The organism is Pseudoalteromonas sp. CO348 (genome assembly GCF_004208845.1).
Classification (GTDB): domain Bacteria; phylum Pseudomonadota; class Gammaproteobacteria; order Enterobacterales; family Alteromonadaceae; genus Pseudoalteromonas; species Pseudoalteromonas maricaloris.
In genome coordinates this window covers 256,935-278,199 of sequence record NZ_SGPI01000040.1, presented here as the reverse complement: position 1 = coordinate 278,199, position 21,265 = coordinate 256,935, and the positions used below count along the sequence as shown (strand labels likewise).

14 protein-coding genes are annotated in these 21,265 nt (G+C 43.2%); 4 read left to right on the top strand and 10 right to left on the bottom strand.

Annotated features, from left to right (window positions below):
- Positions 1-1,335 (top strand): FAD-binding oxidoreductase, encoded by a 1,335-nt coding sequence (locus EXT48_RS22235; protein ID WP_130165826.1) that lies wholly within the window; start codon positions 1-3, stop codon positions 1,333-1,335.
- A 42-nt stretch (positions 1,336-1,377) separates the two neighbouring features.
- On the opposite strand, the gene EXT48_RS23955 is transcribed toward EXT48_RS22235, so the two are convergent.
- The 10 genes from EXT48_RS23955 to EXT48_RS22180 form a co-directional block, all read right to left on the bottom strand.
- Complete coding sequence (locus tag EXT48_RS23955; RefSeq protein WP_240703427.1) at positions 1,378-2,064, bottom strand: porin; 687 nt, start codon at positions 2,062-2,064, stop codon at positions 1,378-1,380.
- Between the two features lie 483 nt (positions 2,065-2,547).
- Positions 2,548-3,234 carry a porin gene (locus EXT48_RS22220; RefSeq protein WP_130165825.1) on the bottom strand — a complete coding sequence of 229 codons (687 nt, stop codon included), beginning with the start codon at positions 3,232-3,234 and terminating at the stop codon, positions 2,548-2,550.
- Between the two features lie 246 nt (positions 3,235-3,480).
- Positions 3,481-4,176 carry a hypothetical protein gene (locus tag EXT48_RS22215; RefSeq protein ID WP_240703426.1) on the bottom strand — a complete coding sequence of 232 codons (696 nt, stop codon included), beginning with the start codon at positions 4,174-4,176 and terminating at the stop codon, positions 3,481-3,483.
- A gap of 160 nt (positions 4,177-4,336) precedes the next feature.
- Positions 4,337-5,320, bottom strand: a complete 984-nt coding sequence (locus EXT48_RS22210; RefSeq protein WP_130165824.1) for an HD domain-containing phosphohydrolase — start codon at positions 5,318-5,320, stop codon at positions 4,337-4,339.
- Complete coding sequence (locus tag EXT48_RS22205; RefSeq protein WP_130165823.1) at positions 5,320-8,598, bottom strand: MHYT domain-containing protein; 3,279 nt, start codon at positions 8,596-8,598, stop codon at positions 5,320-5,322. Before EXT48_RS22205 ends, EXT48_RS22210 begins: the two co-directional genes overlap by 1 nt.
- Positions 8,599-8,776: 178 nt before the next feature.
- The gene (locus tag EXT48_RS22200; RefSeq protein WP_130165822.1) at positions 8,777-9,844 is read right to left on the bottom strand and encodes a lipocalin-like domain-containing protein; all 1,068 of its coding nucleotides are present in this window, start codon (positions 9,842-9,844) and stop codon (positions 8,777-8,779) included.
- On the bottom strand, positions 9,834-12,209 hold the full coding sequence (locus EXT48_RS22195) for an ABC transporter permease (protein ID WP_240703425.1): 2,376 nt from the start codon (positions 12,207-12,209) through the stop codon (positions 9,834-9,836). The genes EXT48_RS22200 and EXT48_RS22195 overlap by 11 nt, the downstream gene beginning before the upstream one ends.
- Before the next feature lie 82 nt (positions 12,210-12,291).
- Positions 12,292-12,948 (bottom strand): ABC transporter ATP-binding protein, encoded by a 657-nt coding sequence (locus tag EXT48_RS22190; protein WP_130165820.1) that lies wholly within the window; start codon positions 12,946-12,948, stop codon positions 12,292-12,294.
- Positions 12,949-13,056: 108 nt separating this feature from the next.
- Complete coding sequence (locus EXT48_RS22185; RefSeq protein WP_130165819.1) at positions 13,057-13,749, bottom strand: SDR family oxidoreductase; 693 nt, start codon at positions 13,747-13,749, stop codon at positions 13,057-13,059.
- 142 nt (positions 13,750-13,891) lie between these two features.
- Positions 13,892-14,278, bottom strand: coding sequence for an STAS/SEC14 domain-containing protein (locus EXT48_RS22180; RefSeq protein WP_039496489.1), 387 nt, complete (start codon positions 14,276-14,278; stop codon positions 13,892-13,894).
- Positions 14,279-14,448: 170 nt separating this feature from the next.
- Between EXT48_RS22180 and EXT48_RS22175 the strand changes: the two genes are divergently transcribed.
- The 3 genes from EXT48_RS22175 to EXT48_RS22165 all read left to right on the top strand — a co-directional run bounded on the left by EXT48_RS22175 (position 14,449) and on the right by EXT48_RS22165 (position 21,259).
- Positions 14,449-15,252 (top strand): putative porin, encoded by an 804-nt coding sequence (locus EXT48_RS22175; RefSeq protein WP_039496487.1) that lies wholly within the window; start codon positions 14,449-14,451, stop codon positions 15,250-15,252.
- A 144-nt stretch (positions 15,253-15,396) separates the two neighbouring features.
- A complete protein-coding gene (locus EXT48_RS22170) occupies positions 15,397-18,648 on the top strand; it encodes a S41 family peptidase (protein ID WP_205992132.1) in 3,252 nt (1,083 codons plus the stop codon).
- Between the two features lie 298 nt (positions 18,649-18,946).
- Positions 18,947-21,259 carry a ferritin-like domain-containing protein gene (locus EXT48_RS22165; protein ID WP_130165817.1) on the top strand — a complete coding sequence of 771 codons (2,313 nt, stop codon included), beginning with the start codon at positions 18,947-18,949 and terminating at the stop codon, positions 21,257-21,259.
- Positions 21,260-21,265 lie beyond the last annotated feature (6 nt).

The following is a 21,265-nucleotide window of genomic DNA, read 5'->3' as shown; positions in this document are numbered from 1 at the left end:
ATGTCAGGGTTTGATCCACTCACTCAGCCACATTGCCAAGGCCAAGCTTTTGCCAATAGTTACTGGGCTGCAACTTGCCCTTTAGGTGCGCCCACCCCTTCGCTAGATAAACCATTACAAGTAGATATCGCGGTGATCGGTGGTGGTTTTACGGGCTTACTTACCGCCTACCATTTGGCAACCACTCATCATCAAAGCGTCGCCCTATTTGAAGCAAATCAAGTTGGCTTTGGCGCGAGCGCGAGAAATGCGGGATTTGTACTACCAAGTACGGGACGGCTTGGTTATGCGCAACTGGCCAAAAAGTATGGTCTGGATGTCAGTAAAGCCATACATCAAGAGTACAACAACGCCGTTGCTTTAGTCCGTGAACATATCGACGCCAATCACATTGATTGCAACGTGCAAGCATCTGGCTATTTGAAAGTTGCACACAATCAGCAAGCATTTTCGCTACTAAAAGCGCAGTCTGAATTTCTCACTGCAACCATGGGTAGCAAGAGCCATCAATTACTGTTTCGGCAGCAACTGACCGAAACCTATATGCACAACCAGCAAGGGTTTGGCGCATTGCGATTTGACAACGCGTTTGGTATTCACCCTTTGAAGCTGTTGCTAGGTTACAAGGCATTAGCTCAGCAAGCTGGTGTGCAACTTTATGAAAACAGTCTGGTCACCCGCCACCAGAACCAAAATGGCAACCACCAGCTCGAAGTGAACGGCCACAAAGTCTCAGCAAATAAGGTAGTGATCGCAGCGAATGCCTATGCTCAGCGACAGTTTTCACCGTTAACTCAAGGGCGTTACTTGCCTATTTTAAGTAGTATTATCGTGACTGAACCACTCAGCGACGAGCAACTCGCAGCCAATGGCTTAATCACAGAGCAAGTCGTCATGGATACCAGACGGCTTAAATACTACTATCGTCGTCTTCCTGACAACCGTATTTTGTTTGGTGGGCGAGGCGCGGTGTTTGGCCATGATCAGGACAATGCAAAATATCAATACAACTTGCGCTCAGCACTTAACGATTGCTTTCCTAAACTCGATGTTAAAGTTGATTATTTTTGGAGTGGTTATATTGCCGCTGCACTGGATGACCTTCCTCATATCTACAGCGAAAACAATACCGGATATGTACTTGGATATTGCGGCTCAGGTGTAGCGTTTAGTGCTCAGGCAAGTATTCGACTTGCTGAAAAATTAATGGGTCTTAAAGTCCCTAATTTACCAATCTATACTAAGCCACTACCCAAGTTTCCGATGCCGCAATTAAGAAGAGTAGGCCAACTCGCGTATTACCAATATGCTCAGTTGATGGATAAATACGCTTAGCAAATTAAGAAGGTGCGCCCATCACGCACCTTTTTTCAACGACTAAAAGCTATAGCGCAGATTAAAACCAACGTTGTTGTACACATCAGCATTTCTATAGTTTAGATTTGCAGAAATATTATCAGTAAAATGGTAGCCAATCTCAGCAAGGTATACAAAACTACTTTCTCCTTCCTCACCATTGATGCGTTCAAACCCAATACCGGCCCTCGCATCAAATGAGTCTACTGAGCGCGCATAAGCCAATTCAAGATGATAAAGATCGGCATCGTTGTTAGCTGATACGTCAATTTCATTTCTATAACGGTATTCACCGTTGATAATATATTCCACTTCCGCAGTTGCATCCATTTGCAACTTGAGCCGAGAATAACCACCATATAAATCAAGCGATGATTGCTCTGATAGTTGAAATTCATGACCCACTAGTAAAGTAAATTGTTTCCAGTCTGTATCAACTTTTGTTTCGATGATTCGAGCGCCAACGCCACTAGCGATATCATTTTGCTGACTGTTTTTATCACTCGATATTATATAGGTACCTTGTAGGTAAAATTGGTCGAAGGATTTTTTTGCGCTCAGCGCAATCCCTGTTGGTTTTATTTCGCTCAGCTCTTTGATTGAGATTTTCCCATAACCTATCTCAACGTAATCTTTTGACTGCGCGAAGCAATTTGAGCTTACCAAAGCTAATGAAAGGCAAGCAGCTAACTTAACTGTAGAATTCATGATCATCTCCTTATCTATCTACATAGTAAAGGTCGGAGAATAACAAGGTTTTGTTGCACGTTTAAGTGTTTCTAGAATAAAAACACCTTTAATATTAATTTATTTAACCTGAGGTTTGGATAAGGAATGAGCTAACTAATTGTTTTTAAAAACACATTAAATTATTTCCTTATCTAGCCAGAGAGTTTGGGCACCAATAGCTGGCTATTGGTAGTGAATTCAACGCAGTTAGCGCCTGATTTACTCCTTTAAATTGAGCAAGTGTTAAGACTAATTGGTATTACATGCTGGGTGCGATGCTAAAAGCTTAATTTGATATGAAAACTCGAAGAGATGAACACGAATGTCAGAGAAATAATAGCTTGGTGTTAACAGGTATAGTAGCAAAAGTTTGGATTAGAACATGCATTTTGTTTTAGATACGATTTCTACTGAAAGAAACCGCATCTTACCTAGGGACTGTCGACCCTAGTAACCGTGATATCAGAAACTATATCTTAGGTTTACACCAAAGTTATCATATTCGTCTGCATTTCTGTAGCTAACATTAGCCGAGATGCTGTCGGTAAATTGGTAACTAAGCTTGGCTAAGTATACAAAGTTAGTTTCGCTTTCATCATCTTGAATACGTTCAAGACCAAGACCAACACGTGCATTCAGAGCTCCGAATGAATGCTCGTAGGCAGCTTCAATATGGTAATGATCGCTCGTGTCACTCTCTTTATCAGAGAAGCTTTCTTGATAACTATAGCCATCGTTATAAGCAATATCTGCGATGCCTGAGTAATCCACTTCTAATTTGTATCTAGAATAACCACCATATACATCGACAAAGCCAGCATCTGTTACATCAAACTGATGACCAACTAAAAGGGTAAGATAGTTTAAATCTGTCTCAACTTTAACCGTTGTTTCTATATTTGCGTAATAATCGCTTTCGATTAAAGTACCTTTAAAATCATCACTTAATGCAGCATAAGTACCTTGAAGATAAAAGCCGTCAAATGCCTTATTTACCGTAACTGCGATACCCGTAGGCTTGAATTCATCAACGCCATCAAGCGTGATTTTTCCATAACCTAGTTCAACGAAGTCTGTTGAGTTTGCTAGGCTGGCTGTTGATGCAAATAATGCAGATACTAATGCCACTTGCTTTAAAATTGAATTCACGATCCACTCCATCATTCTCGTATTTAATTCGTGGCGCATACTACGGCAATTACATATAAATACAACCAGAACCCAAAATAAATACAAAATGACTTTGTAACAAAGTTTGTTACTATTAATCAATGCATTAACTTGTTCGGGTTCAGTCAGTGTCGTAAACTACGCGGAAGAAAATTAGCTAGGCGCTTTGGAAGTGGATGTTATGCCGTTCACAACAAGATTAACGGCATAACAAGGGCATTGTAGTCAGAAGCTATACCTCAAATTCAGACTGAGAGTATTGTAGACCTCAGCATTTCTATAGCTCACGTTTGCGGAAATATTATTGGTAAAACGATATCCAACCTCAGCCAGGTACACTAAATTATTCTCACTTACATCATCCTGGATCCGCTCAAAGCCAACACCTAGCCTAAAATTAAGGTCTACATGAGTATAGTCATAAGCAGCTTCTAAATGATAATGATCACTTGACTCATTAGCCCCTTGATCAAGAAATAATATAAGCTCTTTATTGGTGTAACCATCATAGTACATCGTATTGACTAAGCCTGAATAAGCTATCTCCAGTCTATGCCTAGAATAACCGCCATAAATATCAATAAGGCTATGATCATTCAAATCAAACTGCTTACCGGCCAATAGGGTATAAGCTCTAGAGTCAACATCGAAATCTAATGTAGTTAATACGTCTTCTTCTGCACCATAAACTAATCCGGTAACCGCGACGTCATCAGCCATAAGAGCAGAAGAACCTTCTAGGTAAAGCCCACCAAACTCTATATTTGCTGTAATGACAAAGCCTTTAGGCTCAATCTCACTGACGTTATCGAACGCTAACCGACCAAATCCAAGCTCCATAAAATTTGTTGAACTGGCGATGCTAGGTAGTGAAGTTAACAAGGCGGTAAGACTTATTGCCATAGTTGAAACTGAATTCACAATCGTATCCTTGTTGATAGTTCCATGGTTAGAACCCAATATAGATACAAATTATTCGCATGGCAAATGCTTTACAATATATGCTGCCTAAAAATGCCTTACTACTCTCTCTATGCTCACAAGAATTAATCTTCAATTAGCCAGCGAAGATAAACTCCCCTCAGTCATACTGCGCTTTAATCTTTAGGATTTCTGGTAGGTTTTCATCGAGTAATTCAACTAATTTTGGGTCAAAGTGCTTACCACTTTCAGAATGAATGAAGGCCAATGCCTTTTCGATAGGCCATGCCTCTTTGTATGGGCGCTTTGAAGTAAGTGCATCAAACACGTCTGCAAGTGCACAGATCCGCCCTTCAAGCGAGATTTCTTCTCCTTTTAATCCTTTTGGATAACCGCTTCCATCAAATTTCTCGTGGTGCTCCATTGCCATTAAATATGCAAGCTTGACGAGTTTTGAATCAGAGTCCGCGAGTATACTTGCACCCAGCTCAGCATGTTGTTTCATCACCTCATACTCTTCGGCATCTAAGCGTCCGGGTTTCAGCAAAATGCTGTCGGCAATTCCGACCTTGCCAATATCGTGCATCGGGGCGGCGAGCATCAAATCTTCAGCATACGCTTCCGGTAAACCACAAGCTTTAGCAAGCACAAAGCAGTAGCGGCTCATTCTCGCAATATGTTGGCCTGTTTCATTGTCTTTGTATTCCGCCGCCTGACCGAGCCGTTGCATCAGTTCAACGTATGCACTTTTAAGCTCAGTGGCACTGACTAAAGACAAGTGCGTCTTCACTCGGGCTCTAGTTATTGCAGGGCTGATAGGCTTTGTGATGTAATCAACACCACCTAACTCAAAACCTCGAGCTTCGTCAAACTCTTCACTCAAGGCGGTCACAAAAATCACAGGGATCCTCGCCGTAGTAGGGTCTTCTTTTAATTTAGAGCAGACTTCAAAGCCTGTCATTTCCGGCATCATAACATCAAGTAAAATTAAGTTAGGTAGTTCCTTATCAACTAATTCCAACGCCAATTTTCCTGACTTTGCAAACTTCATACGATATTGATTGCCCAGCGTTTGCTTTAGAATTTGCAAATTTGTCGCTTCATCGTCAACGGCTAGGATCAGAGGCTTGTGTTCATTTATCATTACACATCAGTACTCATTAATTGTGCGAGAATTTCCTCCGCACGTTCAAATTCAAAATCATCCAATGCATGTTTCAACGCCTCTACCTGGCTTCGGTAAGTGAGAGGGGCACTCTCTAGCAAAGCGTCAAGCACATCATCCTCGACTTGTGCCTCATCTATCATCTCTTTTACTTGTGGCAAGTTTTGCTTAAACAAAAAAACGTCGCCCTCACTCAACGCGTTGGTCACGACTTCTTCATCACTTAGCCCAACCACGTCGTCTAGTTTTTCAATAATGAGCGCCATTTTGGCTCTCAAGCGCTCGTCAATTTCCTTTTTACGCTCGATTTGCTCGAGCAGACCAAATAGCGTCTCCAAAGCCAAGTTTCCAGCAACGCCTTTGATAGTATGAATACTCTGTAGTACATCATTCGTAAACTGACCTTCGTGCGCAAAGAGCGCTATCACTTCTTCTCTTTTACCTTCCCAAAAACGCGCCAACTCTTTTAAAAACCGAGCTTCACTGCCCCACAAATTTATTGCTCTAGCTCTATTTATAAGCTGTTTGTTGCTGGTTTGTCTTACTCCAATCGCCGTATGAGCAATATTGATATTGAGCGTCTCAGCAATGGTGCGAGTTAAATCTTCTATCACCACTGGTTTTGAGGCGAATGCGGCCATACCAGCAGCTTTTGCAGCGGCTCTATCCTCGCCCAACACACTCGCGGTGAGTGCGATTACCGGTGTCTCTTGTTGCCTATTTTCTCGTTCATATGCTTTGATAGCGCGCGTCGCCTCAAGTCCATCACAACCCGGCATATGAATATCCATTAGAATAAGATCGTATTGTTGCGCTTTTGCTTTTTCGATGGCCTCAAGCCCATCTCCTGCGACCTCTATACTATGACCTTGCTTTTCAAGTAATAAGCTCAACAATTCAGTATTTTGTTGAATATCATCAGCAACCAATATATTTAACGGGGGAAGCTCGACATGAACATCTTGCGCTATTGTGAATGCCGCGATTTTCTTAAGAGGCACAGTAAAGTAGAAAGTAGACCCTTTTCCAAGCTCACTATGAGCCCATATTTTTCCACCCATTAACTCGACTAGCTGGCGACTAATGGTCGTCCCAAGGCCTGTGCCACCAAAGCGGCGACTCATGCTCTCGTCGGCCTGCTCAAAGGGGTTGAAAATAGAATCTAGTCTATCGTTGGCAATCCCTATACCTGTGTCTGCAATTTTAAACAGTACATAATCGTCATGGGATGACTCAACACTAAGCTCGACACTGCCCTGTGCAGTAAACTTAATGGCATTACCCAATAAATTAACCAGTACCTGCCGTAAGCGGTCTGAAGCACCATGATAAGTTTGATGCAAACTGTGACTCATCGTGAGCTCTAGTTTCAAGCCCTTTTTCTTTGCTTGATACCAAAACGTCGATACCACATTGTCGAGTAGCTCAGAAATACAGAAATCATTTTCAATCAGGTCGAGCTTGCCTTGGTCCAGCTTAGCGGAGTCTAAAATATCATTAAGTAAGTGCAGTAGCGCCTTTGCACTGGTAAGTATCGTATTTACATGCTTACTTTGATCGGGCTTCAGTTCAGACTCTCTCAGTACTTCACTAAATCCTAAAATAGCGTTCATCGGCGTGCGAATTTCATGACTCATGTTCGCTAAAAACGCTTGCTTGGAAGCTGCTGCGCTTTCAGCGATGCTTTTCGCGGCACGTAGTTCGTCTTCCATGTTCTTGCGCTCGCTAATATCAAGTAATACGCCCGCAATACCCTCAACTTTACCCGCTTGATCGTATTCAAATGAACCTTTATCCAGCACCCACTTGGTATGGCCTGACTTGTGTAATATTCGATACTCCTGCGAGTAACTCGCTTTGCCGCATTGCAGTGCTTGTTCAACCACATCGTTTGTTAAGCTTTTATCGTCTTCAATAATCAAGCTAGCAAAATGAACTTGCCCAGAAATAAACTCCTCTGCTCGATAGCCTGTAAGCTGCTCGACAATGGGACTTACGAACGACATTGTCCATTCGCTATCAATCCGGCAGCGAAACGCCACGCCAGGCATATTATTTAATAGTGTTCGATAACGCGTTTCCTGCTCAATCAGCGCTTTTTCCATTTGCTTTTGGGCTGTTAGGTCAGTGATAAAACCCACATAAAACGCACTTTGGTCTTTTAGCTCTACCTCTCCTATTCCCAATCGGATAGGCACCAAATGCCCTTGCTTGTGTAGCGCCTTGATTTCACGGCCAGTCCCTTTAAATTGTTCAAGGTAAGCGCTGTTGAATGATACTTTCGTTTGCGCTTCTTTAGGTAAAAACACCGCAACATTGCGACCAAGCGTTTCTCGCTCAGACCATCCTAAAATTCGTTCAACTAACGGGTTACAGCTCTTAATAATACCGTCACTATTGATAGTGATGATCCCGTCAACGGCTGTTTCTAGGATCGCCGCAAGCCTAGATTCATTAGCGGCTTTGTCTGCAGCCACCGAACGGTACTTGCTCGCAGTATGAATAAGCGCAGATAAAGCGCTAATGATCATACTGACAGCAGCAATAAACAATGCGAGTGACTGTGTGTGCTGATCTTGCATTTCTTGGCTGATTATTGGTGAGTCAGATACAAATTTTGCCGCCTGCATACCCGTGTAATGCATTCCCGATACCGACGCCCCGAGCGCCAAAGCACCTAAGCACCTCACGACACTGATATTGTTGTCGCTGACATAATCGCGCAGCTTACTTCTCGTTTGAATTGCAATGAAGGCGAGTGACACTGCAACAATAATGGATAAACCAAAAAGTGTAGGGTCATAGCCCAACATAGGGCCAAGCTGCATGGCTTCCATACCGCTATAGTGCATGGTACCAATACCGGCCCCCAAAATGACAGCGGCAAGCCCCTTAACTGCAAGTGTGACATTTGGTCGAGTTATCAAATCAAACGAAACCCAACAGCCTAAGAAAGCGGGGAAGATAGACGCCGCAGTAAGCCAAGGATCGTAATCCACTTCTACACAGAGTGAGAACGCTAACATGCCAATAAAGTGCATACTCCAAATACCACCAGCCATGGCCACAGCACCGCCAAATTTTGCGAGTCGATTTATACGGCTATTTTGGTTTTGCTCAGCAAAGTCGATCTGGATAAGCGTAAAAAATGAGGCAATAACAGCCACCAGCACAGATAATGCCACAAGCGTAGCATCATAAGTTCCGTTGAGTAGCAACTCTGGTGCGGGGTCGGTTACAAAAAACGTATTTAACATAGCAACACAGATAGTAAGATATTCTTAGAGTCTAGCTTTCTAGGACTGAGTTTGACAGAAAAAAGCGCTGTCAAAACAAGATTTCAGGATAAATTCATGTTTATTGTGGGCTAGTACTATCTCACTAGGAAATATAAAGACAATATAGGTACAAGTTAATCGGTATAGCCAATGCGGGCTATTCGTATCCGACTAGCTCAGCGTACCCTTCACCGGTATAGCCCCCGGACACTTTTACTCTTCCTTCCCAATACGGGATAGTCAGCTGATTTCTCGCATCACGATTGATAGTTTCGATCAGAATAGCAGGACTGTGCTTTAGCCGTAGTTGCCATTTAAATGGATAGCTTACTCCATCTAATGAAACCTGCTCCAAAACACTTAATTGAATATCCTTATGCGCTATTTCTGTCGCGCTACCCTCAGCTGTAATTTCAGTGCCTCGGCAATCTTTGTAGACTTGTTGGCTATCACGAATGCAAAATACCATTAGTGCACCATTCGACCTGTCTTGACCGCGAATGCTAAACCAGTCCCAGCCGCGTTGTGATTTGCTGATAAACGAGGAAGACCATTCTCTATCGAACCACGCGTCACCGCTGACTTGATGTGTTTCACCTTGAAAAGTAAGCTCACCCGAGACGCTTAAAAAAGGATAGCTGTAGTACATGGAGGCATGGCCGTCGGACGTTTTTTCACTGTAGCCATTCTTCCCATGAAGCACTATTGGACTTTTTCTCAGTGTTAAATTAACACGGTTTTTTTCTTCCTCAGCATGGAGCGTTAACGGAAAAAATGTTTCCGTCTCACTGCGCAAATACCAATTATCTAATTGCGTGATAAATGGGTCCGCTTGAATTTTTACTTGTCCTGCTCTGCCATAACGTTCGAATGCTTGGTGCCTTATATTGTCTTGAATTGCAAAATGCGCAAAGTATAACTCACCATCCCACCATGGACTGACATATTGACCGCTGACAACTGAGGTTCTAAATAACGTCCATTGAACACCAAACTCTTGCCCTGAATCACTTTTTAAGTTTGCAGTAACATACCACCATTCAATGCCTTGGTCCGGGTGACTGCCGTGATCACGTGGAAAACTTAACTGATATAATGGAGAGACCGGATCGCCCAACTCAAGATTGAAAAAATCACGTTTTGAAGCAGGCGCTTCTGATAGCTCTGGTGTGCAGCCAACTCCCACGATTAGCAGTAATAAAACGATAAAATAATTAGTCTTCATACAACAGATCCGCAGTATCGTGACGACTCAGTTTGAGTAGAGGTAGTACACTAACCAGCAAAGCTAAACCAAAAATGAAGGTGATAAAGACTGCGATCTCAAGATAAGGTAATAGAAAAGGGATCGTCCAACCGAAGCCAATTGGCATCACAAATTTAAGCAAAATCCAGCCGAGCATTCCCCCAAGTATCGTCGCCAGCACTAAACTCACAAGCAGAATAACAGCGCTCTGTGCTAATTTAATGGCAAACGCTTGCCAAGTGGTAACGCCTAATGTTTTTAAGATGGCCAAAGGTTGAATTTGCTTAGCACCGAGTGTCAATAATGATACCCACAAACCAAATAGCGCGATAGCAACTATCATTAAATTTAACGCGTGTGTTGCGTAAAACGTATGTTCAAACAAACGCGTAGCGTATTGTTTAAAGTGCTGATTTTGAACCACTTGAGAGTCGTTTAAATGGAGTTGCTGTATGACCTTTTGCTTAAATAAAGCGGTATCAATATCTGGCTTTAGAACAATTGAAAAACCATATGCTTCATAGTTAAGCCCAGCCTTTTCAATTACATCACTAACAGCGACGAACACCGCGCGCTGTTCACCATAATCGTAATAAAAACCCGTTATCTCACAGTTAATATGCTTTTTGCCTTGCTGCAACCGAATACGCTGGCCCATCTTTACGCCATACAATAATTTGCTTGGCTCATTAGCAAGACACCCACTCACGTTCTTATTCGCATCATAGTAAAGCACCTCATTATTAGAAGGCGATCCCGAAAGTAGCGTAAGATTGTAGTGATGTTCGCCAGAGCGACCAAAGCTAATCAAACTTGCAGGTAGAGTATCTAGTTGACGTGAGCTCAGGCCATAACTTATCTCTGCACGCCAAAATACACCAACCTTGTCGATATCTTGTTGGCTTAAGAGCCATTGATATTGCACATCGGTAACTTCACTAGGCCTCACATATAGATCTGCGCTAAGGCGACCATCTAAATGGATCTGCAAAGCTGAACTAAAACTGCTCACCATAATTTGCAACCCTACGGAAGTGCCAACCGCAAGCAATACAGCATAAACACTGATTGCAAGTACTCTGATCTGCTCGCCACTGTCTGCTTTCATCCATTTAACTAATGGATGCTGAGTTGGTATGCCTTCAAACACAGCTCGTAGTACCACTGGTGTTATCATAAAAAAGAGTAACAGAAGGCAAACGCATAACCCAAGCGCATGAAATGGCGCTTCGCTACCAAGATAAAAATACCCAGCGGCCACAGCCAGTAGACCTCCACTCACTATTATACTCTGCCAAGATTTGTAAAAAGTAAGAGGCCTTACTTGGCAATAGGCTACACTGGCGAGTACCAAAAGGTTTAACACAAATGCTTGCAGTACGACTAACCAACTGAAATGAACCGGTAAACGCCTATCTAATGCAAATAGGCTCTCTAACGCCATAGAGATCTCGCTCACCAATAAGTTTGCCCCCAAGAAAGCCACACTTGCGCCCACCAGTGCGGCAATCAAGCTTAAGACGAGCACCTCAATGACTACCGCTGCGACTACATTTGCTTGAATACATCCGAGTAGTGTGAGTTGCTGATGTAGTTTTTTTCTTGCGTGCAGACAAAGTTTTATGGCGTTAAAACTTAAAAAAGCGCCAACTACGTAGCCTAGGAATGCAAGTGCTTGCAGGTTGAAGAAAAATGCCTTCGACAACGAGTCGAATGACTGTGCTTGTGCACTTTGCAACTGAGCTTTGTCACCAATAATCTGCCTAACCTTTGTCTCATCCAATACTGCATTTGAGATCTCTATATAACTTATTCGACCTGCTGAATTCAGTAAATGGTCAACTAATGCAATATCGGCTAATGCGACATCACCGGTCAGTTCCGATACAACAACGAAGTGTACATCCGTATCAAGAAGCTTGATCACTTCATGCCTACTGAGCGACAACTGTTGAGCCATCGTGTCAGATACGTAAATTGTGCTAAATCCAAATTGTAACGATGCAGTTTGGTTGCCTAACTTGTCTCCCTGTGATTGCGCTTTAGGCACAGACAGCCATTGCAAAGTATTAACTCCTTTGATGCGAAGCCTATTCCCGCTCGGCAGGGTAAGCACACCTTCCAAAACAGGCTCAGCAGATACGACTCCTGCGTTTCGAAGCGCCGTCCATACATCGGCAGTCAACAGCTCGCGGCCTACGCTTGGCCGAACAAAGTGGCTAATTGGATTGTTAATAAGTGCGCTGGTTTGCTGATAGCGATCTGTTGCTTCTTGATTTAGTCCTCGAATTGAGCCAAGCAAAGCACTACCCAAGGACAAGCCAAAAACGAATAGCAAAAACAACCAAAGATGCCTTTTGTAGAACAGGATAAAAACTGTGAGTATCAGTCTAATTTCTGATAACGCGCTCAGCCTCTCCATCGTTTTAGCCATAAGCACGGTTATTTTGAATGGTGATTTTTCTATCGAGGCTGTCAGCAAGGTGTTGGCTGTGCGTAACCATAAGCAAGTTAACGCCTTGCTCTTCGCACAGTTCACGTAGAAGTAATACCACTTCTTCGCTTTTCGCGGCATCTAAGTTTCCCGTCGGCTCATCGGCCAGCAATAACTTAGGCTTGTTGATCATGGCACGTGCGATACCAACTCGCTGCTGCTCACCACCTGACAATTGCTGAGGCAAGGCTGTTAATTTATGCAAAATCCCCAATCGCTCAGCCAGCGCATTAACATCGCTTTGCTTTGGGTTCAATTGATTGAGCTGGGCTTGAAAAACGATATTGTCGTAAACAGATAGAGGTGCAAGCAATTGATAGTGCTGAAATATCATCCCCAAACCACGACGGTATAGCGCCAGCTCAGTATCATTAAATTGAGTAATATTTTGGCCATCAATAACAATGCTGCCGCTATCAGGCCTTAATAAACCACCAATAAGATGGATAAGTGTAGTTTTACCCGACCCACTATCGCCAACAATCGCGACCTGTTCTTTAGCGGCAATACTGAGGCTAAGCTTATCTAATACGGCTCGATTCACTTCACCATCACGACGCGTGAAGACTAAGTTTTGAACTTCTACCACTATATGCACATTCCTTTACTACTATGTGGGCGCTACTCAATGCATCAGTCTCGTTAAGTAGCCAGGATCTTTTATTTCTCGTGTCAGCGCAGGTTAGCTAATGTTTAACTACCAAGGAATAGCATCTCCGCTATAGTCGTAAAAACCGCCGCTTTGTGCATCCACAAAATGAGATAACACGGAATAGATCCCATTTGCAGACTCATCTGGGGTAATTAACGCATTAGGGCCACCCATTTCCGTTTGGACCCAGCCGGGATGAATAGCAACGGTGCGGATCCCTTCACCCAGCAAATCATTTGATAGGCTTTTTACCACTGAGTTTAACGCCGCCTTCGAACTGCGATAGATATAGCCGCCACCTTTGGTATTCATGGTGTGACTGCCAACCTTGGAAGAAATGGCTGCAAAAACCTTTTCATTGCCGTTGCAAAGATGGCTGTAAAATAGCTCTGCAAGTCGCATGGTGGAAAATACATTAACCTCCATCACTTCTCGCCACGCTTCTATATCAGTTTCACCAAACGCATAGTCTTTCGGCCCATAAATGCCCGCATTGTTGATAACAATATCGATGGCAACAGGGGCCAGCTTCTCGCTTAATTCTTCCATCTGGTCGTAATTGGTCACATCTAGGGCAAATACTTGGAGCTCAGGAAAAGTTGGCGCAAGAGAATTTAGTTCTGAAGCAATAAGCGGGTCTCGACACGTTGCTAACACGTGCCAACCAGCCTGCAGATAGGTTTTAGTTAACGCAAGTCCAATACCGCGGTTTGCACCAGTGATCAGTATTTTTTTCACAGTTGAAGCTCCTAAGCCGTTATGACAAAAGCCAATGGTGTTAATTCACTATACTGATGATAGGTTGAATAATCCACTTTTTGCACACGTGATTAGCGCCTCAAGCCACAGCGCACAAATCATGAATTTAATTCAACTTTAATCATTCTCGCTCATTAAGCCAATTCAGCGCATCTTCTTTATCATCAAAATACTTCACTTTACCAGTAACAAACCAGTTACCTATTGTTGCAGCAAGTCGATGCCAGTTTTTACCGCCATATATTGCTACTTTGGCAAATTCAGTGCTATGCTCAAAGGCGAGTCGGAAGTCATCCCAGATGGCTCTTGGCTCCCAGCCTTCAAAATCAGTCGCATCAAGAAATGCATAGATTTTAGGCGTTGTTACTGCTTTCAGTGCACTCTCGATTATTGGTGTAATAACAACATAATCTTCATGAGTGAGTTTACCTGTAGGCTTAAGTGTGAGATAAATATCATCTCCAAAGCGCTCAGTGCCTATTGATATACCATGGAATGAATTCGTCATGTTCTCTTCCTTTATGTTTATCTTATAGATAAAAAGCATAATTAAGTCTCAGCTTTTTTGCCAATATCCAAACTTTTTTCATTATTGTCAGCTTCCGTTCAGATTTCTAATACTACCATGCGCGCCGTTGAGTCGATGTAGCTCAATATATGGAAATTAAAGGGATGACTATGAAAAAACTACTATCTATCGCAGCTGTTTCACTACTTGTTTCAGCAGCAGCTCAGGCTAACACTGGTAACGTACAAAAAGAGTGGTTCAACACCGCTAGTTACACAGATTATGACTATGATGGCTCTGACAACCGCGCACTGATGCTTTCTTCTCGCTATTTCTTCGCACCTCAAGAATCAGTAGGCGTATGGGATGACTTTGGCTACCTTGATACGGACAGCAATGTAGGCGTAAGTTACTTTAACGATGATTATTCAAATGCTTTCTCTGCTGGTGGTGAAGGCTTTATCACTAAAGAATGGTTTGTAACTGCTGGCATCGCAGATCTTGGCGAAGCTGACGACCATTACTCTTTCGGTTTTGGTTACCTTTACAACGACAACCTAAAGCTAAGCATTCGCCAAGAAGAGTTTGAAAACGGTGATACCACTTGGTTCAAAGCTGAGTACAATCACGAACTAAATTCTACAGATTACATCGGTTTCACAGTTGAAACTGAAGACGAATTTGATTACCTAAACCTAAGTGCACGTTACTTCATGCACGTTGGTGGTGACAGCTACTTCACAATCGACTTAGAGCACAACCGTATTGATACTGATGGTTTTGACGACAACGTAACAAACGTGCTTGCAAACTACTACTTCACTCGCAACTTTGCGCTTGGTCTAGGTTCATATGATTCAGACTTAGCAGTAGAAGCTAAATACTTCTTCAACGACACTTACTACCTTAAAGGTAGTGTAGTTGACACTGACGGCGGTGAAACAAGCAACCTAACTTTTGTTGCTCAGTTCTAAATCAACACATGATTGAGGTACATCTGTACCTCCCCCAACTACTCAACACCTCTTCGCGACCACACTCCGCGTTGGGGTGTTTTTTCACATTTTGAAACAAGCTACTCATCTAAATTGGGTGCATTTCGCTTATCAAGCGTTATTATGTATCAAAATAATAACGGAAATGCCTATATTATGATGAAGATAAAAACACTCGTGCTCGCCATTGCTGCGGCAGCCGCGCCTTTTGTTTCAGCGTATCAGACCGAAGATACCCGCCTACTCCGCTTTCCAGATATTCACAAAGATAAAGTCACTTTTGTATATGCTGGCGACATTTATATTGCCAATACCAACACAGGTAAAAGCCAACGTCTGACTGACCATATTGGTTTTGAGACTTTCCCTAAGTTCTCTCCAGATGGCAGCAAAATCGCTTTTGCCGCTGAGTATAATGGCAGCCGTCAAATCTATGTGATCAATGCTGATGGTTCAGGATTAAAGCAACTCACTTATTACAACGATGTTGGGCAAATGCCTCCTCGTGGTGGGTTCGATTACCGTGTGATGGATTGGACGCCTGACGGCAAACATATCGTCTTTAGAGCAAATCGAACACCGTGGGGCAAACGTATGGGTCGCCCCTATATGGTACCAGTAGAAGGTGGACTTGAGCAGCCGATGGCCATCCCAGAAACTGGCGGAGGTATGCTTTCCCCTGATGGTAGCAAGTATGTTTACACGCCAATCGACAGAGAGTTTAGAACCTGGAAGCGCTCTCGTGGTGGTCGAGCACAGGATGTTTGGATTTACGACCTTGAAAACAATACGTCTAAACAACTCACGACTGACAAAGCCACAGATCAGCAACCAACTTGGGTGAATGACAGTATTTACTTTGTGTCTGATCGTGACTACACGCTCAACCTTTATAAATATCGCGATGGCAAGTCACCGGTTAAAATGACTGACCACAAAGATTTTGACGTGCTGTGGCCATCAGCCGGACCAGATGCCATTGTCTACGAAAATGGCGGTTACTTATATCGCTTTGACGAAGCGACAAAGACAACTAAAAAGCTAAAAATCGATGTTGCTGGTGTGCGTCAATATGCCATGCCATATAGTAAAAACGTTAGCGACTTTATCGATTCTATGGATATATCACACGATGGTAAGCGTGCATTGTTTACTGCCCGTGGTGAGTTATTCTCAGTCCCAGTAAAACAGGGTCCAACTCGTAACCTCTCTTACACACCAGAAGGCCGTGAAATTGAAGCAAGCTGGTCACCGAATGGCCGTTATATTGCCTACATGAGCGATAAAACAGGTGAATATGAGATCTATCTCAAAGATAGAGCAAATAACAACAAAACCATTCAGTTAACCGACAACGGTACCATCTGGCGCTTTACGCCAATTTGGTCGGCTGATAACAGCAAACTGCTCTTTGCAGATAAAAACCACACGCTATGGTGGGTCGATGCGAAATCTGGTGATATGCATAAAATTGATACCGCCAAATACGACGAAGATGGTCTAACCGAATATACTTGGTCACCAAACAGTGAAGATATTGTTTTTGTTAAAAACAATGAAAACCGTTATGCCTCGCTTTGGCACTATAATACCGAAGATAAAAAGGTCACTCGACTGACTGACAACATGACCAGTGAGCGTAATCCTACTTTCTCGCCTGACGGTAACTACATTTATTTCACTTCTGAGCGTGACTATAACCTCACCTTTAGCAGCTATGAATTTGATTATATGTTTAATAATGCCACACGCATTTATAGCGTTGCGGTGAATAGTGAGATTAAGCCACTTAATGCCTTTGAAAGTGATGAGTTAAGCATTCAATCAGACGATGAAACGAAAAAGGACAGCGAAAAACAAGCAAATCGCATTGAGGCCAACGGCTTTATGTCGCGGGTTGTATCACTCTCAGCCCCAGCGGGTAACTACGGTGCGCTTACAGGTGTTGAAGGGGGCGTACTAACCTTAACTGACGGTGCGTTAAAGCTCCTCGGCACGGAACCAGATAGCAAGCTTGAAACCGTCGCCGAAGGCGTAAGCAGCTATAAAGTTGCCGCTGGTGGTAAGCACCTGATCGCTCGCGCTGGTAACAACTTCAGTGTAATTGCACCAAAGCCAAAGCAAGATTTAAAAGCCAGTCAGCTTGATTTATCTAAGATGACACTGAAAATCGACCCGCAAGTTGAGTGGCAACAAATGTATGTAGAAGGCTGGCGTACCTTACGCGACTGGTTCTACGACGAGCATCACCACGGTCAAGATTGGGATGCTATCTTGGAAAAGTATCAACCACTTGCCAGCGCTGTCGCACACCGTAGCGACTTAGACTATGTACTTAGCGAAATTGCGGGTGAAATCAACGCAGGTCACATTTACGTACAATCTGGTGATGTCCCAACAGCCGAGCGCAAAAAGCATGGTTTACTTGGCGCAGAAATAAGCGCTCATCAGTCTGGCTACGTAAAAATTGAGCGTATCTACAAAGGTGAGAACTGGCATGAAGACTACCGTTCACCACTCGATGAAACTGGCGTGAATGCCAATGCGGGAGACTACATCATCTCGGTAAATGGCCGCTCGGTAAAAGACGTGGTTAACTTCTACGAGCTACTTGAGAACACCCAAGGCGAGCAAGTTGAGCTGGTATTGAGTAAATCACCAAATTCTGATGGTAGCTGGAAAACCACGGTAAAACCTGTCGCCAGCGAGCAAGGCTTACGTTACATGGCATGGGTTCAATCACGCGCAGACTATGTGGATAAACTATCAAACGGTAAGATTGGCTATGTTCACCTGCCAAATACTCATTATGATGGTAACCGTTCATTATTTAAGAACTTTATGCCACAAACGAGCAAAGATGCGCTGATCATCGACGACCGTTATAACGGTGGCGGCTTTATCCCTGAGCACATGATCACTTGGCTTGCCCGTAAACCACTTAACTATTGGAAACGCCGTGGTGTTGAACCAACAAAAACACCTTCGTTTGCACACGATGGTCCAAAGGCGATGCTTATCAATGGTTATTCAAGTTCGGGCGGTGATGCTCTACCTTACTACTTCCGTCAGGCGGGCCTTGGCAAACTGATTGGTACTCGCACTTGGGGTGGTCTTATCGGGATCTCTGGCAATCCAAGTCTTGTTGACGGAGGTCAGGTTATCGCTGCAACCTTCCGAATTCTAGATAACGATGGTAATTGGATTATAGAGAACGAAGGCGTCAGCCCTGATATCGAAGTGATCGATAGACCAGAACTTGTTCATGCAGGTAAAGATCCTTCTGTCGAGCGTGCAGTGAAAGAGCTACTGCAAGAGTTAAAAGATAGCCCGAAGAAAACACTGACAGTGCCTCCTGCACCATCTAAGTTCTGAGCGCGTTACTAGCTCCTCAAAGTGGTTTAAGGCTCTGACTTTAAACCACTTCTTTTATCCCTTTCAGCTTATTCGCTTTGTGCCCCTTAAATAAGTTATAAAAAAGTTACCACCATGTAATATCTCGTAATCGATCTTATCTCTTTTTACGACTACTTTTTATAACGAGTGTTCATCGCTCACCGTCATCAACTTGCTTAAATTTTGAGTTGTCTTGGATAAATATCCTATATCCTAACTTATTTTTTATTTAAGCCAGTGGTATTGCACAACGTTCACCGTCACAAAGGAGCAAACCATGAATGTGCAGAACAAAACAGGCCCATCGGTAGAAGTAGATAAAGAGATTGATGCCAACATCCTCTTAAGCAGTGCACAAAAACAACAAATTAAAGCGCGCAGTAGCGAGTATAAGGCTGCTGATTTATCTTGTCTGAAAGCAATTGCGCAAGCTGCGATTAACGTGGAGTTATTCACAATCCCACTTTATATGACCGGCCTCTACTCGATTCAAGGTACACACCAGATTGCGGACTCTTCAGATCTCTATCCCGGCCGTTACTGGCCTGGACTTGGTCCGACTGCAGGATACATACCTTCAGAACGATTGTCTCCTTACGACTACGATTTAGAAGACAGGTTTATTGGTTTTAGTGATTCTGAACTTAATGTCAATGAACAGGTGTTTAATGGTGTTTATAGTGTATTTATTGAAGAGATGCTGCATCTGCAACTCGCTTCTAATATGGCGAGTAAGTTAGGGCTCACACCGAGCTTCACCAGTCAGGCGTTAATTGACGAAAAATTCGGTTGGAAGTGCTACAACAATCAAAGCGGTATTCCACATATTTTGGACTTTGCAGACTGTACTACAGACTTATCTAAGCTAAGCCCAGAAGTTCAGGCTTATTTCGAACAAATTTTTCCTGGTAAAACATTACAAGACCTGCGCGTTAACGCAACAGAGCTGAATAAAGAACAGACCTTACTCTTTATGCTGATAGAAGAGACTGAAGAAAACGCTAAAAAAATTATTCAGCCGCAGTTTTTAGAGCCAGATGCAAAAACAAAACAGCCGAAATATTTTGAACAAGCACCATACAACTGGTGGAAACCGGATTACACCGAAAGTGATTTGCCACTATTCGGCTCAATTGGACACATGTACTTGAGTTATTGGGACTATATTCAAATTGAGTATGATGATAACACAACTCTACTCGACTATGCGCTTTCAAAGGCTGAAGCAAACGACGCTAGAGCACAGAGAAACTACTTTAATGAACGTCCCGATGATGCTTCATATCAAGCCCAATTTCCTGAAATAAAGGGCTCTCTTGACACAAGTAATGAACATAATTTGTTAAAAGAAGCACTCATGAATAATGTGAATGCAATCACAGATCAAGGTGAAGGTGACGGCGTTGCAAAAATGATATGTTTACGCTGGGCAGAAGAATCTTGGGCCCAGAATGTTTTGGGTAAATTACAAAGTGCGGTTAATCCAGCTCACCCGAGCACTGTAGATGCACGTTTTCAACCAAATGAACAAGCTTTAGAGCACGACTATAAGAGCACCGATGGCAAGCCATTGTCCGGTTCAGCCTGTGCCCGAATAACCAACAAATATAAAGACCACTTTCAAATTTTCACCGATACTATGAAGCTCATTGTTAGTTATGAAAAACCAACAACGGCTCATAAAGAACGCTACCTGACTTGGTCAACTTGGTTTGCTGAGGGTAATAGTTGGACGAAGGCATTATTGGATCCCAACGGCGGTGATGAAGCTCACGTAAGTAACCCACAACTTCCACCAGTAGATAGCGTAGTGCACGCGCTCAATAATCTTAGGGAAACAGACAAAAAAACGCAGGAAACAAACAAGCTATTTAGTCAATCTGCGGTAGGCACAATTAAAGGTCTAACTACAGCACTTGATCGTTATTGGTCGGGTAAAACCAGTGAATTTCCGGGCCCTGCAATGGGTGGCTCAGGCGATAGGATTTCGATTTGCTGGGCAACCACAGGAATTGCGCCAGATTTAGTAACGGGCATCGCCCCGCAAAATCCGAACACCCTTTATCACGCCTGCCAAGGAATGAGCTATACCAACATAGGTTCGGATGACTTACCTCCTCCTGAGGTTTATCACAGTTGTAAGGGAAGTAACGACTGTAAAGCACAAGGTGGCTGTGGTTTTGTTCATAGCACAACGCCCGGCGGTAGCTGTGGTGGTAGCGTATCAACAGGGCCAAAAAGTGCACCTGCTGATAATAAGTGTAATAACTTGGGTGGGTGTGCGGTGCCTATCTCAGCCTCTCAACTCTTCCCAAAACTTTCCGATGAAGAATACGATATGCAGTTATTTAAGTTTAACCTAAAAGATAACAGCTTCTCTGCTATTGATTACACTTATCCGAAAGGCCAACAAGCTCCAACCGATCAATCTACAGATCATGTGCTAATGCCATATAAACAAGGGGATGCCGTATACGATATTGCTTGGCAAGCATACTGCAATGCCAATGGTTTATTGAACGAAGATGGCGAACCTAAAGAGAAGCCAAAACCTTCAGATATTCGTCTAGCTCTTCCTCCATCAACTTGATAGGAA